We start from the raw sequence: 25,577 nt of genomic DNA, 5'->3' as shown, positions 1-25,577 counted from the left end.
ATGCAAGAATTGACCGTCATCGTCATCGTTGCCATCGCCGCGCTGTACCTGGGCGCGAAGTACCTGCCGGCCCCGCTGCGCGCACGCGTGGTGCTGGCGCTGACGAAGGGCGGCCGCCAGTCGGCGCTGGCGCGCTGGCTGGACACCAGCAGCGGTGGCGCCTGCGGTGGCGGCAGCTGCGGCAGCTGCGCCCCGAAAGCCGCGGCGCCGGCGCCGCAGGGTGCAGGCAAGCATCGCGTCATCAAGCTGCACCAGCGCTAGCCCTAGCGGGCTGCAGGTGCGTGGCCAACGGTGCTAAGCTGGCCGCCATCTCCACTTTCCTGTCCACGCCATGATCGTCGTCCACCACCTGAACAATTCGCGCTCGCAGCGCATCCTCTGGCTGCTCGAAGAACTCGGACTCGAGTACGAGATCAAGCGCTACGAGCGCGATCCCAAGACGATGCTGGCCCCGCCCGAACTCAAGGCCGTGCACCCGCTGGGCAAGTCGCCCGTGATCACCGATGGCGACCTCGTGGTGGCCGAATCGGGCGCCATCGTCGAGTACCTCACCGCGCGCGCCTCCGATACGGATGCCCCGCGCCTGGTGCCCGCCGCCCGCACGCCGGCGCGCCTGCGCTACACGCACTTTTTGCACTTCGCCGAAGGCTCGATGATGTCGCCACTGCTGCTCAAGCTCGTGTTCGACAAGATCGAAAGCACGCCGATGCCGTTCTTTGCCAAGCCGATCGCGCGTGGCATCGCGCAAAAGGTCAAGGGCAGCTTCGTGCTGCCGCAGATCGCGCAGCAACTGTCTTATCTTGAAGCCGAACTGGGCAAGCACCCGTGGTTCGCCGGCGAAGAATTCAGCGCCGCCGACATCCAGATGAGCTTCCCGCTGGAAGCGGCTGCCTCGCGCGGCGGGCTCGACGCCAAGTACCCGAACTTGACCGATTTCCTGGCCCGCATCCATGCGCGGCCGGCGTACCGCCGCGCGCTCGAGCGCGGTGGCGAGTACGCGTACGCGAAGTAGGGCCAGTCCCACCACGGTCGCGCATCTTCCCGCGACCGTGCAACCGGTTTATGATGGGCGCCTTCCACGTCTCTTCATGACCACATCACATGTCTAACCCGGGAAAGCTGCTCGCGATCGACGGCCTGAACATCGTGCGCCGCGTCTACGAAGCCAGCCCCGAGCCCGATTCCGACCTGAAGGCCAGCATCGCGCTGCGCCATGCGTTCTCGTCGTTTCGCAACGTGCTCGAGGCACATGCGCCGACCCACGTGCTGGCTGCTTTTGATTACGGTGGCCCGACCTGGCGCCATGCGCTGTATCCGCGCTACCGCGAGGGCAGGGCGGCGATGCCGTCCGAACTGCGCGCGGCGCTGCCCGAATTTCACGACCGCCTGCGCGCGGCTGGCCTGCACGTGCTGATGGTGCCCGAGGTCGAAGCCGACGATGTGATCGCCACCGGCGTGATGCGCTGGCTGTCCGAAGGCCGCGGCACGGCGGTCGTGGCCACCACCGACAAGGACCTGCATCCTTTGATCGCACACGGCGCGCTGGTGTGGGATCATTTCAAGAACGAGTGGCACGACGACGCCTGGGTCCGTGCACGCTTTGGCGTGGCGCCCGAGCAATTGCACGACCTGCTGGCGCTGATGGGCGACCCGACCGATGGCGTGCCGGGCGTGTCGAAAGTGGGCATGAAGACGGCGGCGCGCCTGCTGGGGGCGTATGGCAATCTCGAGGCCGTGATGGCCGGCGCCGGCATCCTCAAGACGCCGCTCGGCGAGAGATTACGCGCCGAGCGTGAGATACTGGAGATGTCACGCTGTCTGGTGTCGCTGAAACTGGACGTGCGCCTGGGCGTGACATGGAAGACACTGGCGTACGAAGGCTGATTTTTTCAGCGCACTGACAAGGAATGTGAAGCTATGCTCAAAGCGGTCATCGTGGATGCAAACGCCGTCTCGCGCTCGACGCTCGGCACCGTGCTGGCCGACGGCAGCTACAACGTGGTCGGTGCCACGCACACCAGCGCGCTGGGGCTTGCGCTGGCGGTCAAGCACCACCCGCACGTGATCTGCATCGCGCGCGAACAGGTCGAGGATGGCAGCGACGTGGTCGAGCAGTTGCGCGCGACGCTGCCCAAGACGCTCGTGTTTCTGGTGTCGGGCACGCTCGACGCCGCCGCAGTCCAGAGCGCGCTGGGGCGGGGCGTGCACGGCTTCATCGTCAAGCCGTTCAAGGCCGACACCGTGCTCAAGACGATCCGCAATACCGTCATCGCCTTCGTCAAGCAGCAGCAGGCGCCGGGCAAGCCGGGCTGAAACAGGCTATGCGCGGCGCTGCACTTCGTCCGACGCGAGCACGGCCAGTTCACGCAGTGCGCGCATCTCGCGCTCGCGCAGGCGGCGCGGCTCGGTATCGAGCACGCACAGCGAACCCAGCGCGAGCCCGTCGGCGGTGCGTACCGGGTAGCCGGCATAAAAACGGATGAACGGTGCGCCGGTGACCATCGGGTTGTCGGCAAAGCGCGGGTCGGCACTGGCATCCTCGACCACGAAAGGCTCATCCTGCATCAGCGCGTGGCTGCAGAAGGCCAGTGAACGCGTGGTCTCGCGGTTTTCCACCCCGACGCGCGACTTGCACCACTGACGCTCTGCTGACAACAAGGTGATCAGCGCCATCGGGCAGGCCGTGGCGTGGCCGGCAAGCCACGTCAGGCGATCGAAGGCAGTGTCATCTTCCGAATTCATGAGGCCGCTTTGCGCGAGTGCTGCCAGCCGCTGCGCCTCATTGGCCGGGACCGGGTAGTCCGGCGCCGCCGCCGGCAAGAATTCGGTCGCCAGTTCAGCACTACCCGGCTGCCCGACTGCCTTGACCTCATCCTTTGACGCCACGCGCTCGCGCACCAGGCGCATGACGGCGCTGTAGCGTACACGGCGATGGCCGCCTGGCGTCTTCCAGGCCGGCAAATCACCGCTCTCCATCCATACCTGGGCCGTACTGACAGCAACACCAAGCAACTGCGCTGCTTCGCGGGTAGTCAGTATCGGATCGTTAAATTCATGTGTTTTCATGACATCGTTCGTGTAATTCGCCGCTTTTATTTTACACGAAGCAACTAAAAATGACGAATACAACGATTCGCTTGAAAATAATGATTGACCTGAAGTTTTTTATTAGCAACAATAGATTCTTGTCCGTCAGATTCGTCATATTTACGCGCAACGGCGCGTTGTCTCTCCATGAATTCTCCGCTCTTTCAACCGCACTGTGCGTCGCCCCAGTACGAGACTGCCCGTCTTGATGCGTTGCGTCGCCTGGAACTGCTCGATACGCCGCCAAGCGAAGCATTCGATCGCATCACGCGCATGGCTGCGCAGCTGTTCGGGTTGCCGATTGCAGCGGTGTCGCTGACCGACGCCAACCGTCAATGGTTCAAGTCAAAGGTCGGCATTACCCATGACACGATCCCGCGGATGAAAGCGCCATGCGCCATGGTGGCCGATGAGCGCGAAGTGCTGATCGTGCCGGATCTGCTGGAGGATCCATATTTCCGCGACAGCCCGCTGGCGGACGGCGGGATCCGCTTCTATGCCGGCGCGCCGCTTACGACCAGCGAAGGCTTTTGCCTGGGCGCGATGTGCGTGCTCGGTACCGAGCCGCGCCAGGTCAGCATGGCCGAGCGCCAGGCGCTGACGGACCTGGCGACCATGGTGATGGCGCAGATCGAACTGCAGCATGCGTTCGGCCGCGTCGATCCGGTCAGCGGTCTGCCGAACCGCAACCAGTTCATCATCGATTTCAATGACCTTGAATTGTACGAGCCGACTGGCGAGGTGCGCATCGCTGCCCTGATCAGTCTGGCCAGTCCGCAGGAGCTGAGCGACGCCCAGCGCGTCATGGGTTCGAGCTATCTCGACGACATGGTGCGTGAAACGGTGCCGCAGCTGCGCCTGGGCGGCGCTGGCAAGATCTATCATGTGGGCAGCACGCAGTTTGCGTTCTTCGCACCGCGCGGCCTGTCGATCGAACCGTTCTGCGAGCAGATGCAGTCATGGCTCGACGCCCGCGCCAGTTATGGCCAGGCGCGCCTGATCACGACGACGACGGTGGGCGTCGCGCCGTTCACGGTCGGCCAGACCGAGGGCCTGGACCTGCTGCGCAATATGCACAGCGCGGCGCACGATGCGCTGGCGGCCGAACGCTGCGTGCGCGTATTCTCGTCCCGTCACGACGCGATCCTGCAGCGCCGCTTCTGGCTGGTGACCGAATTCGGCGCCGCGCTCGCGAGCGACGATGAGCTGCATCTCGTGTTCCAGCCCAAGGTCAGCCTGCTCGACGGCGCCTGCGTCGGCGTCGAAGCGCTGCTGCGCTGGAACCATCCGACAGCCGGCGCGATCTCGCCCGGTGAATTCATGCCGGTGATCGAGACGACGTCACTGGCGCGCGCCACCACCGAGTGGGTGCTGCGCGCGGCGCTGCGCCAGATGGTCGCGTGGCGCCTGGACGGCCTGGCGTTGCAGGTGGCGGTGAATGTCTCGGCCGTGAACCTGGAAGAGCCGGATTTCTGCGATCGCGTGCTGATGGAGTTGCAGCACCATGGCCTGGCGCCGTCGTGCCTGGTGATCGAGCTGACCGAGAGCGCGCTGATGCGCAATCCGAAGGTCGCGCAGGCCACGCTCGAGCGCCTCGGGCGCGCCGGCGTGCAACTGGCGATCGACGACTTCGGCACCGGCTACAGCAGCCTGTCGTACCTGCAAAGCCTGCCGGCGAACGTGGTCAAGATCGACCAGAGCTTCATGCGCAACCTGGTCCAGGACGAACGTTGCCGCGCGCTGGTGGGCACGATGATCAAGCTGTCGCACGACCTCGGTCACAAGGTCGTGGCCGAAGGCGTCGAAACGGTGGAAGTGGAAGATTTCCTGCGCCTGGCCGGCTGCGACGAGATCCAGGGCTATCTGCACGCGCGGCCGCTGGCGCCCGCCGTGCTGGTGGAATGGCTGGCGGCGCGCCAGCCTTGATGTGTCGTCAGGCGGCGCTTGAGCGCACGTCGATGATGCCGCCGCCCAGGCACACGTCGCCGTCGTACAGCACGGCCGACTGGCCCGGCGTGACTGCCCATTGGGCTTCATCGAAGTCGAGCGAAAAGCGCGCGTCGCCATCGGCCAGCACGCGGCAGGCCATGTCGGCCTGGCGGTAGCGGGTCTTGGCCGACAGCGTGCCGGCCGCCGGGGCGTGGCCGGCGATCCAGCTGGCCTGGCCGGCTTCCAGACGATCCGACAGCAGCCAGGGATGGTCGTGGCCCTGCACGATGTAGAGCGTGTTGGCCTCGATGTCCTTGCGCGCGACGAACCATGGCTCGCTGATGCCGTCAGCGGTCTTGCGTGACTTCAGGCCCCCGATGCCGATCCCCTTGCGCTGGCCCAGCGTGTAGAACGACAGGCCGACGTGCTCGCCCACCTGCGTGCCGTCGTCGAGCCGGATCGGGCCCGGCTTGTAGGCCAGGTAGCGGTTCAGAAAGTCGCGGAACGGCCGCTCGCCGATGAAGCAGATGCCCGTCGAATCCTTCTTGGCCGCGTTGGGCAGCTGGAGTTTTTCGGCGATCTTGCGCACCTCGGTTTTCGGGATCTCGCCCAGCGGGAACAGCGATTTGGACAACTGCGCCTGGCTCAGGCGATGCAGAAAATAGCTCTGGTCCTTGGTGGCGTCGAAGGCCTTGAGCAGCTCGAAGCTGCCGCTGGCCGTGTTCTCGCGCACGCGTGCATAGTGGCCGGTGGCGATCAGGTCGGCGCCCAGCTTCATCGCATGGTCGAGAAAGGCCTTGAACTTGATTTCGGCGTTGCACAGCACGTCCGGGTTCGGGGTGCGGCCGGCCTGGTATTCGCGCAGGAACTCGGCGAACACGCGGTCCTTGTATTCGGCGGCGAAGTTGACTGCCTCGATGTCCACGCCAACCACGTCGGCCACGCTGGCCGCGTCGATCCAGTCCTGGCGCGTCGAGCAGTATTCGGAATCGTCGTCGTCTTCCCAGTTCTTCATGAACAGGCCGACCACGTCGTAGCCTTGTTCCTTGAGCATCCAGGCCGCGACCGAGGAGTCGACTCCGCCCGACATCCCGATCACGACTTTTTTCTTGCGCATGTTACGTCCGTAGTGAATTCTTCAGATCCCGCCTTCGAACACCGAAGGGTGGGTGTGCAGCAGGGAGAGCGGTGTGCTCTGGCCGGCCAGGTAGTCGTCCACGCAGCGCAGCACGATCGGGCTGCGGTGGCGGTCGACCGTGGCGGCGATTTCGTCGCGCGTCATCCACATGGTGCGCAGGATGCCTTCGTCGAGAGGCTGGTCGAACTGGCGCCCGACGCTGCCGGCAAAGGTAAAGCGCAGGTAGGTGACGTCGGCATTGCGCGACTTCGAGTGGTAGCGCGACATGTACATGCCCACCAGCGAGCGCGGGATGAACTCGTGCGCCGTTTCTTCGAGCGCTTCGCGCACCACCGCCTGTTCCAGCGATTCGTGCGGGTCGAGATGGCCGGCGGGCTGGTTCAGCTTGATACCTTCGCTCGTCTCTTCTTCGATCAGCAGGAACCGGCCCTCGTGCTCGATGATCGCTGCCACGGTAACCGATGGTTTGAAGATATCGCTCATGCCTGTCCTTGAAAATGAGCCGGTATTCTACCTTGACAAGGCCCGTGTTTGCTCAGCCGGTCGCTTCCTGCAACGTTGGCATGTGGTTAATCGGGCTTGATCTGACGCAAAAACAACCATCATGGCCCGGTGCGCCCTGCACCGCGTCTACGGAGGATCAAATCGGCCACGCAAATTTAATATTTGAACAATCACTGTAAAGACGTGATAGATTTGCTGGCGCGGCAGTTCAACGAATGGAGGGATCCATGAGAATTGGTATTCCGGCCGAAACCCGGCCGGGCGAGACCCGTGTTGCAGCCACCCCCGAGACCGTGAAAAAGCTGGCCGCGCGCCACGAGGTCGTGGTGCAGGCCGGCGCCGGCCTGCATGCGGCGGCGCCAGACGCGGCGTTCGAGGCCGCCGGCGCCGTCATCGTCGATGCCCCTGGCGCGTTCGGCGCCGACCTGGTGCTCAAGGTGCGCAGTCCCGCCGCCGGCGAACTGGCCATGATGCGCCGCGACGCGGTGCTGGTCGGCATGCTCGATCCCTTCGATGGTGAGAATCTCGCTGCGCTGGCCACGGCCGGCATCACCGCCTTTGCCCTGGAAGCCGCGCCACGCATCACGCGCGCGCAATCGCTCGACGTGCTGTCGTCGCAGGCGAACATCGCCGGCTACAAGGCCATCCTGCTGGCCGCGAATACCTACGGGCGCTTCATGCCGATGCTGATGACGGCCGCCGGCACCGTCAAGGCCGCGCGCGTGCTGATCATGGGTGTCGGGGTGGCCGGGCTGCAGGCAATCGCCACCGCCAAGCGGCTGGGCGCCGTGATCGAAGCGTCCGACGTGCGCCCGCCAGTGAAAGAACAGGTGGAGTCGCTGGGCGCAAAATTCATCGACGTACCGTATGAAACCGACGAAGAGCGCGAGATCGCGGCCGGCAGCGGCGGCTATGCGCGCGCAATGCCCGCTGACTGGATGCGGCGCCAGGCGCAGCTCGTGCACGAGCGCGCGAAGCTGGCCGACATCATCATCACCACAGCCCTGATTCCGGGGCGGCGCGCGCCGGTGCTGATCGGTGAAGACACGGTGCGCGCCATGAAGCCGGGGTCCGTGATCGTCGACATGGCCGTGGCGCAGGGCGGCAACTGCGTGCTGAGCGAGATCGGCACGACGGTCGTCCGGCACGGCGTGCACATCATCGGCGAACCCGATCTGGCCACGCTGGTGCCGGCCGATGCGTCGGCCCTGTATGCGCGCAACGTGCTCGATTTTCTCAAGCTGGTGATCGACGCCGACGGCCAGTTTCATATCGACCGCGACGACGAGATCGTGCGCGCGACCCTGATGTGCAGCGCCGGAGAGCTGCTGCGCACATAAGACGTTGGCATCGTTGACAAGAACGGACAGGAGACACCATGGACATCAGCCACACCGTCATCAACCTGATCATCTTCGTGCTGGCGATCTACGTCGGCTACCACGTGGTCTGGACCGTCACCCCGGCGCTGCACACGCCCCTGATGGCCGTCACCAACGCGATCTCGGCGATCGTCATCGTCGGCGCCATGCTGGCCGCCGGCCTGACTGAAGGCTTGACGGGGCGCGTGGCCGGCACGCTGGCCGTGGCCCTGGCGGCCGTGAACGTGTTCGGTGGCTTCCTGGTCACGCAGCGCATGCTGGAGATGTTCCGCAAGAAGGCGCCCAAGGCAGCGCCCAAGCAGGAGGACGCGGCATGAACGCCATCAGCATGAATCTGGTCACGCTGTTCTATCTGGTCGCCTCGGTGTGCTTCATCCAGGCGCTCAAGGGATTGTCGTCGCCATCGAGCGCGCGCCTGGGCAATGCGTTCGGCATGGCCGGCATGGCGATCGCGGTGCTCACCACCATCGCGCTGATGCTCAAGCTGCAGGAGCGGCTGCAGCAGGGCGGGGGACTGGGATTCGGCCTGGTGCTGCTGGGCGTGGTCGTGGGCGGCGCGATCGGCGCGACCGCCGCGAAAAAAGTCGAGATGACCAAGATGCCGGAGCTGGTCGCGGCGATGCACTCGCTGATCGGGCTGGCCGCCGTCTGCATCGCGATCGCAGCGGTTTCCGAGCCGTGGGCCTTCAACATCACGACACGGGGCGAACCGCTGCCGTTCGGGAACCGGCTCGAACTGTTCATCGGCACGTTCGTCGGCGCGGTGACGTTTTCGGGCTCGGTGATCGCGTTCGGCAAGCTGTCGGGCAAGTACAAGTTCCGCCTGTTCCAGGGCGCGCCGGTGCGCTTCGCGGGCCAGCACATCCTGAACCTGCTGGTCGCGATCGCGATTGTCGCGCTGGGGCTGGTCTTCTGCTTCGCCGATGGCCTTGAACCCGCATGGGGCGCATTCATCGTGATGGCGGCGCTGGCGTTCGTGCTGGGCGTATTGATCATCATCCCGATCGGCGGGGCCGACATGCCGGTGGTGGTCTCGATGCTCAACTCGTACTCGGGCTGGGCGGCGGCGGGGATCGGCTTTTCGCTCAACAACGCGATGCTGATCATCGCCGGCTCGCTGGTGGGCTCGAGCGGCGCGATCCTGTCGTACATCATGTGCAAGGCGATGAACCGCTCGTTCTTCAATGTGCTGCTGGGCGGCTTTGGCGGCGAAGCGGTGGCCGACGCTGGCGGTGCGAAAGAGCAGCGGCCCGTCAAATCCGGCTCGGCCGAAGACGCCGCGTTCATCCTGCAGAATGCCGAGTCGGTGATCATCGTCCCCGGCTACGGCCTGGCCGTGGCGCGCGCCCAGCACACGGTCAAGGAACTGGTCGACAAGCTGACCGCGCACGGCGTGACGGTGCGCTACGCGATCCACCCGGTGGCCGGGCGCATGCCGGGCCACATGAACGTGCTGCTGGCGGAAGCCGAAGTACCGTACGACCAGGTGGCCGAGATGGAAGACATCAACGGCGAATTCGGCCAGACCGACGTGGTGCTGGTCCTGGGCGCCAATGACGTCGTGAACCCGGCGGCAAAAGACCCGAAATCGGCGATTGCCGGCATGCCGATCCTGGAAGCCTACCGGGCCAAAAGCATCATCGTCAACAAACGCTCGATGGCCTCCGGCTACGCGGGCCTGGACAACGACCTGTTCTACCAGCCCAACACGATGATGGTCTTCGGCGACGCCAAAAAAGTCATCGAAGCGATGGTCAAAGCCGTCGACTAAGCAATAGCCCAACAATTAGGGTCAGAGTCGAATTATTGGCTAATAGCCTTCAGGAACTCTGACTATTCGACCTCGTGGCTCGCTTGAATACGATTCTAGACGACTGGTCTAATTTTGCTGTATAGTGGGTCCATGGCAAAAGCATTGACCTCTGAATCGTCCGGCGTTCGCGACAACATCCTCGACGTCGGGCAGCGCATCATGGCTGGCAAAGGGTTTTCGGCGGTGGGGCTGAACGAGATCCTGGTCTCGGCGGGCGTGCCGAAGGGATCGTTCTACCATTACTTCGGCTCGAAAGATGCGTTCGGAGAAGCGCTGCTGGCACGGTATTTCGACGCGTATCTGGCAGAGATGGACGTCACGCTGCGCGAGCCAACTGCACCGATGGCCGGCAAATTGCTGACCTACTTCGGGCAATGGCGCACGAACCAGTCATTTGACGATTGCCAGGGCAAGTGCCTGGCCGTCAAGCTGGGCGCGGAAGTGGTCGATTTGTCCGAGCCGATGCGCCTGACGCTCAAGCAAGGCACCGCCGGCATCGTCGCCCGTCTGGCCGAGGCCATCGAAGGCGGCACCGCCGACGGCTCGCTGAAGGTGGAGGGCGAGGCAGGGCAGGTGGCGCAGAGCCTGTATCAGCTCTGGCTGGGCGCCAGCCTCATGGCCAAGATCGCGCGGGATGCGGTGGCGTTCGATGCGGCGCTGGCGACCACACGGCGCCTGTTGCAATTGCCCGAATAACATGAATACCAAACGCTTCACATGAAGCGTTTTTTTGACACGTAATCTAGACGACTGGTCTATTAAACTCAACAGCAAGGAGCTACACCATGAACATCCTGATCGTACTGACTTCGCACGACACCCTGGGCAACACCGGCCGCAAGACCGGCTTCTGGCTCGAAGAGCTGGCTGCCCCGTACTACGCACTGAAGGAAGCCGGCGCCAACATCGTGCTGGCTTCGCCTGCCGGTGGCCAGCCGCCGCTCGACCCGAAGAGTGATGACGCATCGGCCCAGACCGATGACACCCGCCGCTTCAAGGCCGATGCCGCTGCGAACGCGCAACTGGCCGCGACCGTGCGTCTTGACACCGTCTCGCAGGCTGATTTCGATGCCGTGTTCTACCCGGGTGGCCACGGCCCGCTGTGGGACCTGGCCGAAGACCGCAACTCGATCGCGCTGATCGAGTCGTTCATCGCTGCGAACAAGCCGGTGGCGCTGGTCTGCCACGCACCGGGCGTGCTGCGTCACGTGAAGAATGCTGACGGCACGCCACTCGTGCAGGGCAAGCGCGTCACGGGCTTTACCAATACCGAAGAAGCGGCTGTCGAACTGACGGACATCGTGCCATTCCTGGTGGAAGACGAGCTCAAGGCAAAAGGCGGCAACTATTCGCGCACCGACGACTGGGGTTCGTATGTGGTCACCGATGGCTTGCTGATCACCGGCCAGAATCCGGGTTCGTCGGCGGCCACTGCCACCAAGCTGCTGGAAGCGCTGTCGCGCGCTGCGTGACAGACATGGCAGCCGCCAATACATCGCCGTTGGCAATGTATTGGCGGCCATTTAACAAAACGTTGTCAAACAATTCGACTCTGACCCCAATTGTTGGGTAATTGCTCCGGGTTAGCGGCGGCCGAACATCATCAGGTCGGCCAGCAGGGTGCGGGCGGGGCGGGTCAGGTCGAGGGCGGCCAGGCCCAGGCCGAGAAGTGGCTGCAGCGGACCGGGGATGGTGAAGGCGCGGGCCATCGTGTCGGTCAGGCCGATGGTCGTGCGCCGGTCCCCTGCGCGGTCTTGTGTGAAGCGGGCGATCGCCTCTGGGTCTGTTCCGCGCGCCAGCTGGCGTGCCAGCACGGCGGCGTCGCGCAGGCCCAGGTTCAGGCCCTGGCCAGCCACCGGGTGCAGCGTTTGCGCGGCATTGCCGATGGCGACCGTGCGGGCCGTGGCGCGCGCTTCGGCGTTCAGGCCGAGCGGGAAGGCGTTGCGTGACGATACCTTCGTGAAGGCGCCCAGGCGGGCGCCGAAGGCCTCGCCCAGCTGCGTCAGGAAGCGCGTGTCGTCCAGCGCCAGGATCGCCTGTGCGCGCTCCGGGCGCATGCACCAGACCAGCGCGTACTGGTGGCCATCGGCGCCGTCTTCAGGCAGCAGTGCCAGCGGACCTTCGTCGGTGAAGCGCTCGAACGCGCGGTGCGCGATCGGCATCGATGTCGTCACGCGCGCGATCACGGCGCTCTGTTCGTAATCGCGGCTGCGGGCGCGCTGGTCCTGCGCGCCAAACAGGCCGCCTTCGGCCTGCACCGCCACCCGTGCACGCACTGTGCTGCCGTCGTCCAGGTGCAGTAGTGCGGCATTGGGCTGTTCATCGAGCGACGTCACGCGCGCCGGGCGCAGCATCGTTACACCCGCCTGCTCGCCGACCTTCGCCAGCGCATCGACCACGGCGCCGTAGCGCGTCACATAGCCCAGCGCCGGGACATCGTGGTCTTCGCGCTGCATCAGGCTGCGACCCAGCTGGCCGCGGCGCGAGACGTGGATCTCGTGGATCGGCGTGGCGGCCAGCGGCCAGGCGCCTACCTCTTGCAGCAGTTGCGCGCTGCCCCACGACAGCGCGATCGAACGCGGATCCGAAATCGCCTGGCCCAGCGACTTGCCGTCGATGAGCGCGATGCGCGTCCCGGCGATGCCACGCCGGACCAGAAAGCCTGCCAGCGCCAGGCCCACCGGCCCCGCGCCGCAGATCGCCACATCGACGTCGTGTGTTTGGTTGGTCATCGTGCTGCCTTCATCCATGCTTCAATCTCCGCCACGTCTTTCGGTACGCCGTCCGTCAGGATGCGCGCGCCCGTATCGGTGACGACGACGTCGTCCTCGATCCGGATGCCGATGTTCCAGTATTCTTCGGGCACGCCGTCGGCCGGCCGTACGTAGATGCCCGGCTCCACCGTCAGCGCCATGCCCGGCTGCAGCGCGCGCGATGGCTTGTCGGGCAGCGCCAGGTCGCGGTACACGCCCACATCGTGCACGTCCATCCCCAGCCAGTGGCCGGTGCCGTGCATGTAGAACTGGGCGAATGCGCGTGTGTCGATCGCGTCGTCGACCGAGCCGACCTTGCGTTGGTCGAGCAGGCCCAGGTCGAGCATCCCTTCGGTCAGTACCCGCACCGCCGCCTCGTGGATGCCGCTGTACGGTTGCCCGGGCCGGACGGCCGCCAGCGCCGCGGCCTGCGCGCGCAGCACCAGTTCGTACAGCGTGCGCTGCGGCGCCGTGAAGCGGCCATTGGCCGGATAGGTACGCGTGATGTCGCCCGCGTAGCCATCGACTTCGCAGCCGGCGTCGATCAGTACCAGCTCGCCATCGAGAATGCGGCGGTCGTTGGCAATATAGTGCAGCACGCAGGCATTCGGGCCCGAAGCGACGATCGACGAATACGCCGGCGCCTGTGCGCCGTTGCGGCGAAACTCGTGCAGCAGCTCGGCCTCGATCTCGTACTCGATCATCCCGGGCCGCGTGGCGCGCATCGCGCGTGCATGCGCCGCAGCCGAGATGGCGCCGGCGCGCGCCATCAGGTCCACTTCGTGCGCGTCCTTCAGCAGCCGCATCTCGTCCAGCAGTACCAGCAAGTTGTGCGTCGTCGCCGGCGCCGTCACGCCGGTGCGGCCCAGCGCGCGCACGCCCTTCAGCCAGCCGGTGATCTGCGCATCGAGCGCTGCGCTGTGCCCCGGCGCGTAGTACAGGGCCGGTGCATTCGACAGCATGCCCACCATGCGGTGATCGAGTTCGTCGACCGGATACGCCTCGTCGAACCCGAACGCCGTGCGCGCCGCATCGGGCCCATAGCGAAAGCCGTCCCAGATTTCGTGGTCAGGGTCTTTCGCGCGGCAGAACAGGATCGCGCGGGCAGGGCGCGCATCGAGCGCCGCCACCAGCACGATGACGCTGTCAGGCTCGGCGAAGCCGCTCAGGTAGTAAAAATAGCTGTCGTGCCGGTACGGATACGGGCTGTCGCCATTGCGCATGACTTCGGGCGCCGTGCCCAGCACCGCCACCGCGCCTGGCGGCATCTGCGCCAGCACGCGCGCGCGCCGATCCGCATGCACGGCGCCGGCCGGCATCATGGCGCCGACTTGGCCGGCCGCAGCGGCGCGTTCAGTTCTTCGAGCTGGCCGACGGTGCCGACATTGACCCACTGGCCGTGATACACCTCGCCGCCGATGCGACCCTGCTCGATGTACTGGCGCATCAGGGGACCGAACTTGACGAATTCGCCCGCGCGGATGCCGTCGAACATCTCGGGCCGGTACACGCCGATGCCGGCGAAGTTGAACTTGGTCTCACCCTCGTTACGCAGCGTGTACATGTCGACTGCAAAGTCGCCTTCCGGGTTGTGCCACGGGTTCGGCGTGAGCCACAGCCAGGCGATGTCGCGCTGGTCGACCGGGTAGACCTGGCCCACCGCATCCTTGTCCTTGAGCGCGTCCAGCGCCTCGGTAAAGTCGAAGTAGGGCGCGTAGATGTCACCCGACACCGCCAGGAACGGTTCGTCGCCCAGCAGGTGCAGCGCATTGGCCACGCCGCCGGCCGTCTCGAGCGGGCTCGGTTCGTGCGAGTAGACGATGCGCGCGCCGTAGCGGCTGCCGTCACCCAGCTCGGCCTCGATCATGTGGCCCAGGTGCGAGTGGTTGATGACGATGTCGACAATCCCGGCGCGCACCAGGTTCAGCACGTGCCAGGTGATCAGGGGCCGGCCGCGCACCTTGAGCAGGGGCTTCGGGCAGGTATCGGTGAGTGGCCGCATGCGCTCGCCGCGGCCGGCGGCAAAAATCATCGCTTTCATGATGGTTGCCTTAGAAGGTGTAGCCGAACTGCTGCGGCTTGTCATCGATTGCGTCGAGCAGGCGCAGCAGCGGCTTGAGTTCGTTGTAGCGGTTGGCGGTCTTGCGCACGTAGTCGAGCACAGTCGGCAGGTCGCCCATGTAGTGGGCCTTGCTGTCGCGGTAGTTCAGGCGGCAGAAGATGCCGAGGATTTTCAGGTGGCGCTGCAGGGCCATGTATTCGAAGTCGCGGTAGAACGCGTCGATGTCCGGATTGACCGGCAGGCCGACGCTTTTGGCGCTTTGCCAGTAGCGCACCACCCAGTCGAGCACCATGTCTTCGTCCCACTGGATGTAGGCGTCGCGCAGCAGCGAGGCCAGGTCGTACGTGACCGGGCCATACACGGCATCCTGGAAGTCGATCACGCCCGGGTTGTGCTGGTCGAGGAACATCAGGTTGCGCGAATGGAAATCGCGGTGCATGAACACTTGCTGCTGCGCCAGCACGTTGGCGGCAATGGCTTCGAATACGCCATTGAGCTGCGCCTGCTGCTTGTCGTCGAGCGTCACGCCCAGGTGCTTGCCCAGGTACCACTCGGGGAAGATGCCCAGTTCGCGCATGACGAAAGCGCGGTCGAATTCGGGCAGCACGTCCGGCTGGCTGGCCATCTGGAACTTGAGCAGCGCGTCGACGGCGTCCGAATACATGAAGGCGGCATTGTCGATGGACAGGCGCGACAGGTAGGTGGTGTTGCCCAGATCGGACAGCAGCAGGAAGCCCTGTTCGACGTTGCGCGCGGCAATCGCCGGCACGCTGACGCCGGCTTCCAGCAGCAAGCCCTGCACGTGGATGAAGGCCGGCACGTTCTCGCGCTCGGGCGGGGCATCCATCGCGACCAGCGTTGCGCCCAGCTTGGCCTGCATGTCGGCCACGACGTCGTAGCGGAAGTAGCGCCGGAAACTGGCGTCGACGGAGGCGCGGCGGCCGGACGCGACGTCGACCAGGCCGGTCGTGGCCAGCCATTCGTTCAGTTGCGACAGCCGGGTATCGGGCACTGCGTCGGCGGAGGCGGAAAGGTTTTGAGACAAAGATGACATGAAGCGGCCTGATGAATCCGGTTGGTTGAACTAATTCCCCTATAATAAGGGATTCATCCCAAAAAAACCGCCCTTTATGGCGCACGTCGATTCTCCATGAGCTGCGATTTTCCATGAGCTGGTCCTCGGCCCAACCATTCCCACCACGACACGTGCTCGCACTGTATGCAATGGCTTCGGTCACTGCGATGCCTGCGTTCGCCCAGACGCCCGCCACCGTCAACGTCACCGCCCCTGCACCAACGGCCCAGGCCGAGGACGAACTTCCCGTCACCGTCAAGGCCGAGGATATCGCCGGCCGGCCTGACCGCCGGCTCGACCTCTCCCGTAACGTCGAGATCACGCGCGGCCAGACCGGCATGACTGCCGATACGGCCTGTTACCTGATCGTCGAAGACCAGGTCACGGCCACCGGCAACGTCGACATGTGGCGCTTTGGCGACCGCTACAAGGGCGACGAGCTGCAGCTGAACCTCGAAACGGGCAAGGGTTACCTGCTCAACCCGACGTATTTCATGGCGGCGAACAATGCCCAGGGCCAGGCGAGCCGGATCGACTTTTTGGGTGAACAGCAGGCCGTCGTGCGCGACGGTACCTACAGCACCTGCGAAGGACCGGATCCCGACTGGTACCTGAAATCGAGCACGCTGCGCCTGGACAAGGGCCGTGACGTCGGCACTGCCGGCAAGACGGTCATCTATTTCAAGGACGTGCCGATCCTGGGCACGCCGGCAATGTCGTTCTCGCTGTCGGGCCAGCGCCGTTCGGGCTGGCTGCCGCCGACCGTGGGCTTCGGCTCGCAGGGCAAGGCCGAGGTGATGGTGCCGTACTACGTCAACATCGCACCGAACCGCGACCTGACGCTGTACCCGCGCATGATGTTCGACCGCGGGTTCCAGCTGGGTGCGACCGGACGTTACCTGGGTAGCACCTACAACGGTGAAACCCACGTCGAAGTGCTGCCGGACGACCGCCAGACTGGCACCACGCGCTGGCGCGCCGACTCGCTGCACAACGGCGCGATCAAACCGAACTGGTCATACGGCTGGAACCTGCATGGCGCATCGGACGATGAATACCCGTCCGACTTTTCGCGCACCGTCGCCGCCAGCGCCGAGCGCCAGCTGCTGCGCGAACTGCGCACCGATTACTCTGGCCAGTACTGGAGCCTGTCTGCGCGCGCCCAGAATTACCAGGTGCTGCAGGACCCGGCGGCCGCCGCCAATCCAAGCCTGACGGTGCCGCGCCCGTACGACCGCCTGCCGCAGATTAACTTCCGTTCGGCGCGCTACGACGTGGCGGGCTTCGACTGGGCGGTCGACGCCGAGGCGACCCGCTTCGCCCATCCCACCGACGTGGGCGGCTCGCGCGCCGTGGTCCAGGGCCAGGTCAGCTATCCGATCGTGCGCCCGGGCTGGTTCGTCACGCCCAAGCTGATGTACAACGCGGCCCAGTACGATCTGGACGACCACGCGACGCGCCCGGGCAAGCCGACCAAGCTCACGCGCTCGATTCCGACGGTGTCGTTCGACAGCGGCATGGTGTTCGAACGCGATGCTTCGCTGTTCGGCAAGTCCACCACGCAGACGCTCGAGCCGCGCCTGTTCTATGTGTACACGCCGTACGAAAACCAGGACGATGTCCCGCTGTTCGACACGGGCCGCTCGGGCTTCAATTATGCCCAGCTGTTTTCCGAGAACCGCTACGTGGGCCTGGACCGCGTGTCCGACGCCAACCAGCTGACCGCGGCGCTGGTCTCGCGCTTCATCCAGGAAGACGGCGCCGAGCGCCTGCGCCTGGCCATCGGCCAGCGCCTGTACTTCGAAGAGCCGCGCGTGCGCATCGCGGGCGAAGCGGCGCAGCAAAGCCGGTACGACCTGCTGCTGGCCGCCGGCGGCACCATTTCCGAGTCCTGGACCTTCGATAGCGGCGTACAATACGATGCGGCCGGAAGCAGTCTGTACAGCTCGAACGTGAGCGTGCAGTGGCGTCCGGGGAAGATGAAGGCCGTGAATGCCGAGTATCGTTATCAGCGTGACAGCTTCCGCAACATCGACCTGTCGGCGCAATATCCGATCTCGCGGCGCTGGTATGGCGTCGGGCGTGTCAGCTATGCGCTGCGTTCGTATGGCGTGGGGCAGGCGGTCAATCCGTCCACTGGCAGCAAGCTGATCGAGAGTCTGATCGGTCTCGAATACCAGGCCGATTGCTGGGTGTTCCGGATGGGCGCGCAGCGTTTCGTGACCGCAGCCCAGACGACGTCGACGCCGATCTTCTTCCAGCTCGAGCTCAATGGCTTGTCGCGCCTGGGCCTGGGCAACCCGCTCGAGTCGTTCAACAAGAGCGTCCCGGGTTATACGCGACTGAACGCTGGCCTCGGCCGGCCCTAAGTCAAATTTCAGACTCGGTGTCCATACTTCGTCGTCCAACCTGACGTGAACAATCCTCAAATGAGTGCTTTCCAGATGATGCGTACTACCCGTTTGCAGTCTCTCCAGTTGGCAGCCGCGCTGCTGTGCGCAATGAGCGCCGGCCAGGTCCTGGCCCAGGCCGCGGCGCCTGCCGCCGGTACGCCGGCCGCCACGACGCCCGCCGCCGCCACGCCGGCCGCCAGCTCGGGCTTCCTGCCGCCTGCCTCGGCCAATGCCAAGGTGGTCGACTCGATCCAGGTCGTCGTCAACGATGAAGTCATCACGCGCAACGAAGTGGCTGGCCGCATGGTCCAGGTGACGGCAAACATGAAGGCACGTAACGCCCAGATGCCCGACACCGCCACGATGGAACGCCAGGTGCTCGAGGCGATGATCGTCGAACGCGCCCAGCTGCAGCTGGCCAAGGAGATGGGCGTCAAGGTCGACGACCGCACGCTGGACGCCACGATCGGCCGCATCGCCGAGAACCAGAAGCTGTCGGTGCAGGACATGCGCAACCAGATGGAAAAAGAAGGCATGCCCTTCTCGCGCTTCCGCGAAGACATCCGCAACGAAATCATGATGCAGCGCCTGCGCGAGCACGAAGTTGACAGCAAGGTGCAGGTTTCGGAAGCCGAGATCGACACCTATATGGCTGCCGCCAAGGCCGCCGCCGCCGACCGCATCGAAGTCAACATCGCCCAGATCCTGGTGCGCGTGCCCGAGAACGCGTCGCCCGAGCAGATCGCTGCCCGCGCCGCGCGCGCCGAAGAAGTGATGCGCCAGCTGCGTACCGGCGCCGACTTCGCGCGCATGGCCTCGACCTATTCCGACGCACCCGACGCGCTCAAGGGCGGCGACATCGGCTGGCGCGATGCCGACCGCCTGCCGCCGAATTTCTCGACCGAGCTGCGCAAGCTGGAAGCTGGCCAGGTCACGCCGATCCTCAAGACCAACGTCGGCTTCCACATCCTGAAACTGGCCGGCAAGCGTTCGCTGGCCAGCGAGACCGACAAGGCCGTCGTCGAGCAGACCCGCGCACGCCACATCCTGCTCAAGGTCACGCCGACCATGACCGAGGCTGAGGTCAAGCGCAAGCTGCTCGAAATCAAGGAGAAGATGGCCAACAACGCCGGTACCTTCGAAGATCTGGCGCGCCAGTACTCGCAGGATGGTTCGGCCAGCAAGGGCGGTGACCTGGGCTGGCTGTATCCGGGCGACACCGTGCCGGAATTCGAGACCGCGATGAATGCCCTCAAGCCGGGCGATACGTCCGACATCGTGCAGTCGCCGTTCGGCTTCCACCTGATCCAGGTCGTCGAGCGCAAGAGCGAAGACGTGACGCAGCAGAAAGAGCGCAACGTGGCGCGCCAGGTCCTGCGCGACCGCAAGATGCAGGAAGCGATGGAAGACTGGATGCGCCAGGTGCGCGACCGTGCCTACGTCGAGTTCCGCGAGGAGCAGTAAGCCATGAGTGCGCCGCTGGCGCACCAACGTCCCACGCTGGCGATCACGGTCGGCGAGCCGGCCGGCATCGGCCCCGAGATCGCGATCCGCGCCGCCTGGGCCATGCGCCATGACGCCAACTGCGTGCTGGTGGGCGACGCTGCCTTCCTGGCGCTCACGGCCAGCCTGATCGACCCTGATATCCGCCTGGCCGCCCTGTCAACACAGGCGCTGCGCAACGGTGGCCTTCCGCACTTTGGCACCGCGCGGCTGGCAGTCATCGACGTGCCGCTCGACGCCCATGTGGTGCCGGGCCGGCTCGATCCCGAAAATGGCCGCGCCGTGCTGGCCACGCTCGACCTGGCGATCGAAGGCTGCGAGCGGGGCTGGTTCGACGGCATCGTCACCGCGCCGCTGCAAAAAAGCACGATCAACGATGCCGGTGTCGCGTTTTCCGGCCACACCGAATATCTGGCCGAAAAGACCGGCACCCCGAAAGTGGTGATGATGCTGGCCGGCGCGCCGGGCGGGGATCAACCGTACCTGCGCGTTGCGCTCGCCACCACCCATCTGCCGCTGAAGGAGGTTCCGGGCGCGCTCACGCGCGAGAACCTGACCCAGGTTCTCGATATCCTGCACGCCGATCTGATCACCAAGTTCGGCATCGCCGCGCCCGTCATCCTGGTCACCGGCCTGAACCCGCATGCGGGCGAAAACGGTTACCTGGGCCGCGAAGAAATCGACGTCATCACGCCGGTGCTCGAGGCAGCGCGTGCGCGCGGCATCGACGCGCGCGGCCCGTATCCGGCCGACACGCTGTTTCAGCCGAAGTACCTGAAGGACGCCGATTGCGTGCTGGCGATGTACCACGACCAGGGTCTGCCAGTGCTCAAGCACGCAACCTTCGGGCGCGGCATCAATGTCACGCTCGGCCTGCCGCTGATCCGCACCTCGGTCGACCATGGCACCGCGCTCGACCTGGCCGCGCAGGGTCTTGGCCTCGCCGATTGCGGCAGCATGATCGAAGCGATCGGCGCCGCCATGCACATGGTGCTGGCGCAGCGCGCGGCCCGCGCATCAAATATTTAAGAAAGCATTCATGAAACACGTAGCACGCAAGCGCTTCGGCCAGAACTTCCTGACCGACAAGCAAGTCCTTTCCGACATCATCGACGCCATCGCACCACGCAAGGGCGAGACCATGGTCGAAATCGGACCGGGCCTGGCCGCGATGACGGCGCTGCTGCTCAAGCAGCTCGACCACATGCACGTCGTCGAGCTCGACCGTGACCTGGTCACGCGCCTGGAAAAAGCCTATCCGCGCGAGCGCCTGACCGTGCATTCCGGCGACGCCCTGAAGTTTGATTTCGGCGCAATTCCGGTGGCCGAGGGGCAGAAGCTGCGCGTGGTGGGCAATTTGCCGTACAACATTTCCAGCCCGCTGCTGTTTCACCTGGCGGACTTCGCCCACCTGATCGAAGACCAGCACTTCATGCTGCAAAAGGAAGTGGTCGAGCGCATGGTGGCCGAGCCGGGCAGCAAGACCTATGGCCGCCTGTCGGTGATGCTGCAATGGCGCTACGACATGTCGCTGATGTTCATCGTGCCGCCGACCGCGTTCGATCCGCCACCGCAGGTCGAATCGGCCATCGTTCGCATGGTGCCTGTCAAGCAGCAACTGCCATGCGACGCCAAGCGCCTCGAAGCCGTGGTGGCCAAGGCCTTCTCGCAGCGGCGCAAGGTCATTCGCAATTGCGTAGCAGGGATGTTCACCGAGGCGCAGCTGGTGGAAGCAGGCATCGACCCGAGCGTGCGGCCTGAAGCCGTGAGCCTGGCACAGTATGTGGCGCTGGCCAATCTGCCAAGCCAGGCCTAGTTGCCGCGGCCATCCGGCCAGCATGTCCCAGATCAAAGCGCCTTCAGGGCGCTTTTTTCATGGGCATGCTGCTGGACGGGCAAAAAAAAGGCCCGCTACAAGAGCGGGCCGAAATCCAATTCTTTTCTGAGGAGAGTTGGAGGAGACAGGATCAGTATGCTGCGTTACAGCATATAAGTCCAATTTTCCTTTCGCATACTCGACATAAGAATTTCGTATAACTCTTTAAGTCTATGCAGCGACGCACGTCACGTTGACGTTGTTCACCGCAGCGTCACCCATGGTGCCGGTCGGGTTCACGATAGTGCAGACCTGGCCAGCCGGCTGCTTGCTGACCGTGACGCCGTAGGTCGTGCCGAATTTCACCGCAGGCAGCGCGTAGGTAATCGGGGTCGTGGCAGGTGGCGTTGCCGGCGTCGCAGCCGTGTAGGTGCCACCCGTGCTGCCGTTGGCCAGCACCAGGCCGGCGCCGGTCAGGCCAGTGATCGTGCCACCGACGGTGAATTCGTTGATCTCGCAATCAATCGCGATATCGATCGATACAAGGCGGCCCGCCGTGTCGGCGTTATTGGCGTAAAGGCCGCCTTCCGGAGCGCTCGGCACGCAGGTCTGGTGTGCCGGCTGCGTGGTCACGGTGACGGCATAGGTGTCGCCATATTCCAGCTTGTCGGGGAAGGCAAAGCGTACCGCTGCGCCGGCAGTCGTTGGCGGTGCAACCTTTAATGGAACGCCGGCATTGCTCAGGACCAGGCCATCATAAACGAGTCTGGTCACCGAACCGGCAACGGTGAACTCGGCTTTGTCGCTGCCACCACAGGCGGCCAGGCTTGCAGCCAGCGCCAGCGCAAGCGCCGGGCGGATCAGGGAAGACTTCATGCGTTTGACTCCAGGAAAATTAAGGTGCGCACGTGACGGTCACGTTGTTCACATCGGCTGCGCCCATGGTGCCGACGCCGTTGGCGATGGTGCAGCTCTGGTTGGCAGGATTCGTCAGGATCGACACACCATATGGGGCGTCTTGTGCAACACGTGCCATGGTGAACGTGGTCGCGCCGGCGGGAACGATGACGCGGTCGGCGCCGTTGATCAGGACCAGTTCGCCCTTGAGATTGCTGACTGTGCCGCCGAGGGCTTGCGTCCTGAAGGCGCAAGAGATCTGAATGTTGGTGACATCGAAGCCGGCGCGACCTTTGTTGTAAAGGTATTGGCAAGTAGTGATGTCCACATTCGACGGCACGCTCTTGACCTGCACATCGTACTTGTCATCCGACGAAATCAGCTCAGGAAAGCGGAACGTGGTCGAACCGGTGCCGTTCGACGGAACCGGCACCTCGAACTCCGAGCCGCCGTTATTCATCAGGACCATGCCCGGCTTAGTCACGCCGGTAATCGTACCAGCCAGCAGTAGTTGGCCATCGCTACCACCGCACGCCGTCAGCAGGACCGCGCATGCCAGCGCTGCGCTTGCGCACAGGTAGGAACTCTTCATATATTCTCCAAATAATCTAGCGGGAAAGCGCAGGCTGCGCGGTTGGAATCAAAAAATCGCTCAACATTTTAGTTCATTTATTAGGCAACCGGTCCATTTGCGTCCCATTTCCATGTGTATCAGGTTGTAAGCACAATGTCATATAAGCAACGCGCAGGCAGTGCGGTTTGCTTTTGGCCGTATGCATCGCTATGCTGGCGTAGCGTTTTTTCATGCCCGTTCCCTGGAAGCCGATGACCCGCCATCCCTGGCCCAAAGCCGTACTGTTTGACCTCGACGATACCCTGTGGCCGATCGCGCCCGTGATCCGGGCTGCCGAAACCATTCTGTATACGTGGTTGCAGCAACATGCGCCGCGCGTGGCCGGGCGGTTCACGATCGACAGCCTGCGCCAGGCGCGCCTGGAATTGCTGGCCCGCGAGCCCCGGTACGGGATCGACCTGAGCGCGCTGCGCCACGCCGGCCTGGTCGCCGCGTTCGAGCAGGCGGGCGAAGACGTGGCCCGGGTGCAGGAGGCCATGGTGGTCTTCGTTGCCGCGCGCAATGCCGTGACGCTGTATGACGATGTGGCGCCGGGCCTCGCGCGGCTCCGGCAGCGCGCGCTGCTGGGCTCGGTCACGAACGGCGTGGCCGACCTGGTCACCATCGGCCTGGCGGACCAGTTCCAGGCATCCGTGGCGGCGCGCGACTTTGGCGCCGCCAAGCCGGATCCGGGGATTTTCCTGGCAGGCTGCGCTGCGCTGGGCGTGCTGCCGGCCGATACCCTGTATGTGGGCGATGATCTGCTGCTCGACGTCCAGGGCGCCCAGCAGGCGGGCCTGCGCGCCGCCTGGATGAACCGCAGCGGCAAGATCAACGAGCTGGCCGACCAGGTGCAGCCCGATGTCGAGGTAGACAGCATCGATGCGCTGCTCGACTGGCTCGATGCGGCGCATGAGCTGCCGCAGGAGCCGCCACACGAGTTGCCACACGGATCCGCACCGATGCGCGTATAACACTGGGACGGACCGCAGGCCTTGCGCTGCCGTGCCGCGCCCCAATTTGATTATTATCCCAGCACCACAGAAAAAGACGCTTCCCGGAACCATGCAACTCGATCACCGTGCCCAAACCCTGCTCAAAGCGCTTGTCGAACGCTATATCGCCGACGGCCAGCCGGTCGGCTCGCGCGCGCTGTCCAAGCTGTCGGGCCTGGAATTGTCGCCCGCGACGATCCGCAACATCATGGCCGACCTCGAGGACATGGGCTTCGTCGCCAGTCCCCACACCTCGGCGGGCCGGATTCCAACACCGCGCGGCTACCGCGTGTTTGTCGATACCCTGTTGACCGTCAAGCAACTCGATGAAACGACGGTTGGCGCCGAGCGCATGCGCCTGCCGCTGCAGCATCCGCAAAAGCTGATCGCCAACGCAGCCCAGATGCTCTCGTCGCTGTCGCAGTTTGCCGGCGTCGTGCAAAGTCCGCGCCGCGAATCGGTGTTCCAGCAGATCGAATTCTTGCGCCTGTCTGAAAAGCGCATCCTGCTCGTGATCGTCGACCCCCGTGGCGATGTGCAGAACCGCCTGCTCCTGACCGATGTCGACTACACGCCAAGCCAATTGTCGCAGTCGGCCAATTACCTGAACCAGAACTTTGCCGGCCAGTCGTTCGACGGCGTGCGCCAACGCCTCAGTGGCGAACTGCGCCAGCTGAGCGACGACATGGGGCGCCTGATGCATGCGGCGGTCGAGGCGGGCAGCGAGGCCATGGCCGAGAGCGACGACGTGGTCATTTCCGGCGAGCGCAACCTGCTGTCGGTGACCGACCTGTCGTCGAATATGAGTTCGCTGCGCCAGATGTTCGAGATGTTCGAGCAAAAGACCGGCCTGATGCAGTTGCTCGACATGTCGAGCAAGGCCGGCGGTGTGCAGATCTTCATCGGCGGCGAATCGAACCTGGTGCCGATGGACGAGATGAGCGTGGTCACTGCACCGTACGCCGTCGATGGCCGGATCGTCGGCACCCTGGGCGTCATCGGTCCCACGCGGATGGCGTACGAGCGGGTGATTCCCATCGTGGACATCACCGCCAAGCTGCTGTCGAACGCACTCAGCCAGCCTTAACAGTTTTTTACTCTTGCCAAGACGCAAAAAGGGCGCACGGGAAAATCCGGTGCGCCCTTTTGCCGTGCAGCCTTGCCGGCCGCGGATAACTTAGCTTGCCTTGCGCGCCGCCTGGCACTGCGGGCAGCTACCGTAGATCGCCAGCGCGTGGTCGACGATCGTGTAGCCGTGGGTTTCGGCGATCATTTTCTGGCGCTGCTCGATTTCGTCGTCGTAGAATTCTTCGACCCGGCCGCAGGTGACGCAGACGAGGTGATCGTGGTGCGAGCCGGCGTTGAGTTCGTAGATGGCCTTGCCGGTTTCAAAGTGGTTGCGGTTGAGCAAGCCGGCCTGCTCGAATTGCGTCAGAACGCGGTAGACGGTAGCCAGACCGACGTCCATGTTTTCAGCCAACAGGATCTTGTAGACATCTTCGGCGGTGAGGTGACGCACGGCGCTGTTCTGGAAGATTTCCAGGATTTTCAGGCGCGGGAGCGTGGCCTTCAGGCCGCTTGCCTTCAGGTCGGTCGGATTGTTACTCATGTTTGTTA

General features: G+C 64.5%; 27 protein-coding genes. 16 read left to right on the top strand and 11 right to left on the bottom strand.

Annotated elements, in window-relative coordinates; all coding sequences use genetic code 11:
- The 4 genes from AC56LW_RS18600 to AC56LW_RS18585 all read left to right on the top strand — a co-directional run bounded on the left by AC56LW_RS18600 (position 1) and on the right by AC56LW_RS18585 (position 2,313).
- Positions 1-261 (top strand): DUF6587 family protein, encoded by a 261-nt coding sequence (locus AC56LW_RS18600; protein ID WP_499503995.1) that lies wholly within the window; start codon positions 1-3, stop codon positions 259-261.
- A gap of 70 nt (positions 262-331) precedes the next feature.
- Complete coding sequence (locus tag AC56LW_RS18595) at positions 332-1,012, top strand: glutathione S-transferase (protein WP_499636676.1); 681 nt, start codon at positions 332-334, stop codon at positions 1,010-1,012.
- 89 nt (positions 1,013-1,101) lie between these two features.
- Positions 1,102-1,884: a 5'-3' exonuclease gene (locus AC56LW_RS18590; RefSeq protein ID WP_258835924.1), complete on the top strand. Its 783-nt coding sequence runs from the start codon at positions 1,102-1,104 to the stop codon at positions 1,882-1,884.
- A gap of 33 nt (positions 1,885-1,917) precedes the next feature.
- Positions 1,918-2,313, top strand: coding sequence for an ANTAR domain-containing response regulator (locus AC56LW_RS18585; protein WP_332533248.1), 396 nt, complete (start codon positions 1,918-1,920; stop codon positions 2,311-2,313).
- Positions 2,314-2,319: 6 nt separating this feature from the next.
- Here AC56LW_RS18585 and AC56LW_RS18580 read toward each other — a convergent pair whose 3' ends face one another.
- Positions 2,320-3,066, bottom strand: a complete 747-nt coding sequence (locus AC56LW_RS18580) for a GAF domain-containing protein (protein ID WP_499636674.1) — start codon at positions 3,064-3,066, stop codon at positions 2,320-2,322.
- Positions 3,067-3,234: 168 nt separating this feature from the next.
- Here AC56LW_RS18580 and AC56LW_RS18575 point away from each other — a divergent pair, with 168 nt between their 5' ends.
- Positions 3,235-5,013, top strand: coding sequence for a sensor domain-containing phosphodiesterase (locus AC56LW_RS18575; RefSeq protein ID WP_499636673.1), 1,779 nt, complete (start codon positions 3,235-3,237; stop codon positions 5,011-5,013).
- A 7-nt stretch (positions 5,014-5,020) separates the two neighbouring features.
- Here the strand turns inward: AC56LW_RS18575 and mnmA are convergent, their stop codons facing one another.
- The gene (mnmA, locus tag AC56LW_RS18570) at positions 5,021-6,133 is read right to left on the bottom strand and encodes a tRNA 2-thiouridine(34) synthase MnmA (protein WP_499636671.1); all 1,113 of its coding nucleotides are present in this window, start codon (positions 6,131-6,133) and stop codon (positions 5,021-5,023) included.
- A gap of 21 nt (positions 6,134-6,154) precedes the next feature.
- Complete coding sequence (locus AC56LW_RS18565; RefSeq protein ID WP_258835919.1) at positions 6,155-6,637, bottom strand: NUDIX hydrolase; 483 nt, start codon at positions 6,635-6,637, stop codon at positions 6,155-6,157.
- Positions 6,638-6,885: 248 nt separating this feature from the next.
- On the opposite strand from AC56LW_RS18565, the gene AC56LW_RS18560 reads away from it, so the two are divergent.
- The 5 genes from AC56LW_RS18560 to AC56LW_RS18540 all read left to right on the top strand — a co-directional run bounded on the left by AC56LW_RS18560 (position 6,886) and on the right by AC56LW_RS18540 (position 11,325).
- On the top strand, positions 6,886-7,998 hold the full coding sequence (locus AC56LW_RS18560) for a Re/Si-specific NAD(P)(+) transhydrogenase subunit alpha (RefSeq protein ID WP_499636669.1): 1,113 nt from the start codon (positions 6,886-6,888) through the stop codon (positions 7,996-7,998).
- A gap of 38 nt (positions 7,999-8,036) precedes the next feature.
- Positions 8,037-8,357, top strand: coding sequence for an NAD(P) transhydrogenase subunit alpha part 2 (locus AC56LW_RS18555; protein ID WP_332533242.1), 321 nt, complete (start codon positions 8,037-8,039; stop codon positions 8,355-8,357).
- Positions 8,354-9,811 (top strand): NAD(P)(+) transhydrogenase (Re/Si-specific) subunit beta, encoded by a 1,458-nt coding sequence (locus AC56LW_RS18550; protein ID WP_499636667.1) that lies wholly within the window; start codon positions 8,354-8,356, stop codon positions 9,809-9,811. The genes AC56LW_RS18555 and AC56LW_RS18550 overlap by 4 nt, the downstream gene beginning before the upstream one ends.
- Positions 9,812-9,943: 132 nt before the next feature.
- Positions 9,944-10,549: a TetR/AcrR family transcriptional regulator gene (locus AC56LW_RS18545; protein WP_499636665.1), complete on the top strand. Its 606-nt coding sequence runs from the start codon at positions 9,944-9,946 to the stop codon at positions 10,547-10,549.
- 89 nt (positions 10,550-10,638) lie between these two features.
- Positions 10,639-11,325, top strand: coding sequence for a type 1 glutamine amidotransferase domain-containing protein (locus AC56LW_RS18540; protein WP_332533239.1), 687 nt, complete (start codon positions 10,639-10,641; stop codon positions 11,323-11,325).
- Between the two features lie 111 nt (positions 11,326-11,436).
- On the opposite strand, the gene AC56LW_RS18535 is transcribed toward AC56LW_RS18540, so the two are convergent.
- From AC56LW_RS18535 to AC56LW_RS18520, 4 genes are read right to left on the bottom strand one after another with little or no spacing between them, the layout of a single operon-like run.
- Positions 11,437-12,585 (bottom strand): UbiH/UbiF/VisC/COQ6 family ubiquinone biosynthesis hydroxylase, encoded by a 1,149-nt coding sequence (locus AC56LW_RS18535; protein WP_499636663.1) that lies wholly within the window; start codon positions 12,583-12,585, stop codon positions 11,437-11,439.
- Complete coding sequence (gene pepP / locus AC56LW_RS18530; RefSeq protein WP_499636661.1) at positions 12,582-13,928, bottom strand: Xaa-Pro aminopeptidase; 1,347 nt, start codon at positions 13,926-13,928, stop codon at positions 12,582-12,584. Before pepP ends, AC56LW_RS18535 begins: the two co-directional genes overlap by 4 nt.
- On the bottom strand, positions 13,925-14,647 hold the full coding sequence (gene murU, locus AC56LW_RS18525) for an N-acetylmuramate alpha-1-phosphate uridylyltransferase MurU (protein WP_332533236.1): 723 nt from the start codon (positions 14,645-14,647) through the stop codon (positions 13,925-13,927). The genes pepP and murU overlap by 4 nt, the downstream gene beginning before the upstream one ends.
- A gap of 10 nt (positions 14,648-14,657) precedes the next feature.
- Positions 14,658-15,722, bottom strand: a complete 1,065-nt coding sequence (locus tag AC56LW_RS18520; RefSeq protein ID WP_499636659.1) for an aminoglycoside phosphotransferase family protein — start codon at positions 15,720-15,722, stop codon at positions 14,658-14,660.
- A gap of 170 nt (positions 15,723-15,892) precedes the next feature.
- Between AC56LW_RS18520 and AC56LW_RS18515 the strand changes: the two genes are divergently transcribed.
- The 4 genes from AC56LW_RS18515 (at position 15,893) to rsmA (ending at position 21,455) form a co-directional block, all read left to right on the top strand.
- On the top strand, positions 15,893-18,112 hold the full coding sequence (locus tag AC56LW_RS18515) for an LPS-assembly protein LptD (RefSeq protein ID WP_499636657.1): 2,220 nt from the start codon (positions 15,893-15,895) through the stop codon (positions 18,110-18,112).
- A 75-nt stretch (positions 18,113-18,187) separates the two neighbouring features.
- A complete protein-coding gene (locus AC56LW_RS18510) occupies positions 18,188-19,600 on the top strand; it encodes a peptidylprolyl isomerase (protein WP_332533233.1) in 1,413 nt (470 codons plus the stop codon).
- 3 nt (positions 19,601-19,603) lie between these two features.
- Entirely contained in the window at positions 19,604-20,668 is a 1,065-nt protein-coding gene (gene pdxA, locus AC56LW_RS18505) for a 4-hydroxythreonine-4-phosphate dehydrogenase PdxA (protein WP_499636655.1), read from the top strand.
- A 10-nt stretch (positions 20,669-20,678) separates the two neighbouring features.
- Entirely contained in the window at positions 20,679-21,455 is a 777-nt protein-coding gene (gene rsmA, locus AC56LW_RS18500; protein ID WP_499636653.1) for a 16S rRNA (adenine(1518)-N(6)/adenine(1519)-N(6))-dimethyltransferase RsmA, read from the top strand.
- A gap of 231 nt (positions 21,456-21,686) precedes the next feature.
- Here rsmA and AC56LW_RS18495 read toward each other — a convergent pair whose 3' ends face one another.
- The 3 genes from AC56LW_RS18495 to AC56LW_RS18485 all read right to left on the bottom strand — a co-directional run bounded on the left by AC56LW_RS18495 (position 21,687) and on the right by AC56LW_RS18485 (position 23,158).
- On the bottom strand, positions 21,687-22,331 hold the full coding sequence (locus tag AC56LW_RS18495) for a hypothetical protein (protein ID WP_332533230.1): 645 nt from the start codon (positions 22,329-22,331) through the stop codon (positions 21,687-21,689).
- Between the two features lie 19 nt (positions 22,332-22,350).
- Positions 22,351-22,944 (bottom strand): hypothetical protein, encoded by a 594-nt coding sequence (locus AC56LW_RS18490; RefSeq protein ID WP_499636651.1) that lies wholly within the window; start codon positions 22,942-22,944, stop codon positions 22,351-22,353.
- A gap of 73 nt (positions 22,945-23,017) precedes the next feature.
- Positions 23,018-23,158 (bottom strand): hypothetical protein, encoded by a 141-nt coding sequence (locus AC56LW_RS18485; RefSeq protein WP_499636650.1) that lies wholly within the window; start codon positions 23,156-23,158, stop codon positions 23,018-23,020.
- Positions 23,159-23,177: 19 nt separating this feature from the next.
- Here AC56LW_RS18485 and AC56LW_RS18480 point away from each other — a divergent pair, with 19 nt between their 5' ends.
- Complete coding sequence (locus AC56LW_RS18480; RefSeq protein ID WP_499636648.1) at positions 23,178-23,939, top strand: HAD family hydrolase; 762 nt, start codon at positions 23,178-23,180, stop codon at positions 23,937-23,939.
- 91 nt (positions 23,940-24,030) lie between these two features.
- A complete protein-coding gene (gene hrcA / locus AC56LW_RS18475; RefSeq protein WP_332533226.1) occupies positions 24,031-25,047 on the top strand; it encodes a heat-inducible transcriptional repressor HrcA in 1,017 nt (338 codons plus the stop codon).
- A 90-nt stretch (positions 25,048-25,137) separates the two neighbouring features.
- Here hrcA and fur read toward each other — a convergent pair whose 3' ends face one another.
- A complete protein-coding gene (gene fur / locus AC56LW_RS18470) occupies positions 25,138-25,569 on the bottom strand; it encodes a ferric iron uptake transcriptional regulator (RefSeq protein ID WP_183556044.1) in 432 nt (143 codons plus the stop codon).
- Between the last annotated feature and the right edge of the window lie 8 nt (positions 25,570-25,577).

The organism is Telluria sp. LT2P80 (genome assembly GCF_059685955.1).
The sequence above is the reverse complement of the archived record's forward strand: the minus strand, read 5'-3'. Positions and strand labels throughout refer to the sequence as shown.

Excerpts from the sequence above, each read along its gene's own strand:
- AC56LW_RS18560 (WP_499636669.1), top strand. The coding sequence starts at position 6,886 with ATGAGAATTGGTATTCCGGCCGAAACCCGGCCGGGCGAGACCCGTGTT.
- AC56LW_RS18555 (WP_332533242.1), top strand. The coding sequence starts at position 8,037 with ATGGACATCAGCCACACCGTCATCAACCTGATCATCTTCGTGCTGGCG.
- AC56LW_RS18510 (WP_332533233.1), top strand. The coding sequence starts at position 18,188 with ATGATGCGTACTACCCGTTTGCAGTCTCTCCAGTTGGCAGCCGCGCTG.
- AC56LW_RS18550 (WP_499636667.1), top strand. The coding sequence starts at position 8,354 with ATGAACGCCATCAGCATGAATCTGGTCACGCTGTTCTATCTGGTCGCC.
- AC56LW_RS18535 (WP_499636663.1), bottom strand. The coding sequence starts at position 12,585 with ATGACCAACCAAACACACGACGTCGATGTGGCGATCTGCGGCGCGGGG.
- hrcA (WP_332533226.1), top strand. The coding sequence starts at position 24,031 with ATGCAACTCGATCACCGTGCCCAAACCCTGCTCAAAGCGCTTGTCGAA.
- AC56LW_RS18565 (WP_258835919.1), bottom strand. The coding sequence starts at position 6,637 with ATGAGCGATATCTTCAAACCATCGGTTACCGTGGCAGCGATCATCGAG.
- fur (WP_183556044.1), bottom strand. The coding sequence starts at position 25,569 with ATGAGTAACAATCCGACCGACCTGAAGGCAAGCGGCCTGAAGGCCACG.
- AC56LW_RS18490 (WP_499636651.1), bottom strand. The coding sequence starts at position 22,944 with ATGAAGAGTTCCTACCTGTGCGCAAGCGCAGCGCTGGCATGCGCGGTC.
- AC56LW_RS18595 (WP_499636676.1), top strand. The coding sequence starts at position 332 with ATGATCGTCGTCCACCACCTGAACAATTCGCGCTCGCAGCGCATCCTC.
- pepP (WP_499636661.1), bottom strand. The coding sequence starts at position 13,928 with ATGATGCCGGCCGGCGCCGTGCATGCGGATCGGCGCGCGCGCGTGCTG.
- AC56LW_RS18515 (WP_499636657.1), top strand. The coding sequence starts at position 15,893 with ATGGCTTCGGTCACTGCGATGCCTGCGTTCGCCCAGACGCCCGCCACC.
- rsmA (WP_499636653.1), top strand. The coding sequence starts at position 20,679 with ATGAAACACGTAGCACGCAAGCGCTTCGGCCAGAACTTCCTGACCGAC.
- AC56LW_RS18575 (WP_499636673.1), top strand. The coding sequence starts at position 3,235 with ATGAATTCTCCGCTCTTTCAACCGCACTGTGCGTCGCCCCAGTACGAG.
- AC56LW_RS18520 (WP_499636659.1), bottom strand. The coding sequence starts at position 15,722 with ATGTCATCTTTGTCTCAAAACCTTTCCGCCTCCGCCGACGCAGTGCCC.
- AC56LW_RS18540 (WP_332533239.1), top strand. The coding sequence starts at position 10,639 with ATGAACATCCTGATCGTACTGACTTCGCACGACACCCTGGGCAACACC.
- AC56LW_RS18580 (WP_499636674.1), bottom strand. The coding sequence starts at position 3,066 with ATGAAAACACATGAATTTAACGATCCGATACTGACTACCCGCGAAGCA.
- AC56LW_RS18590 (WP_258835924.1), top strand. The coding sequence starts at position 1,102 with ATGTCTAACCCGGGAAAGCTGCTCGCGATCGACGGCCTGAACATCGTG.
- AC56LW_RS18600 (WP_499503995.1), top strand. The coding sequence starts at position 1 with ATGCAAGAATTGACCGTCATCGTCATCGTTGCCATCGCCGCGCTGTAC.
- AC56LW_RS18495 (WP_332533230.1), bottom strand. The coding sequence starts at position 22,331 with ATGAAGTCTTCCCTGATCCGCCCGGCGCTTGCGCTGGCGCTGGCTGCA.
- AC56LW_RS18480 (WP_499636648.1), top strand. The coding sequence starts at position 23,178 with ATGACCCGCCATCCCTGGCCCAAAGCCGTACTGTTTGACCTCGACGAT.
- pdxA (WP_499636655.1), top strand. The coding sequence starts at position 19,604 with ATGAGTGCGCCGCTGGCGCACCAACGTCCCACGCTGGCGATCACGGTC.
- AC56LW_RS18485 (WP_499636650.1), bottom strand. The coding sequence starts at position 23,158 with ATGAAAAAACGCTACGCCAGCATAGCGATGCATACGGCCAAAAGCAAA.
- AC56LW_RS18585 (WP_332533248.1), top strand. The coding sequence starts at position 1,918 with ATGCTCAAAGCGGTCATCGTGGATGCAAACGCCGTCTCGCGCTCGACG.
- murU (WP_332533236.1), bottom strand. The coding sequence starts at position 14,647 with ATGAAAGCGATGATTTTTGCCGCCGGCCGCGGCGAGCGCATGCGGCCA.
- AC56LW_RS18545 (WP_499636665.1), top strand. The coding sequence starts at position 9,944 with ATGGCAAAAGCATTGACCTCTGAATCGTCCGGCGTTCGCGACAACATC.
- mnmA (WP_499636671.1), bottom strand. The coding sequence starts at position 6,133 with ATGCGCAAGAAAAAAGTCGTGATCGGGATGTCGGGCGGAGTCGACTCC.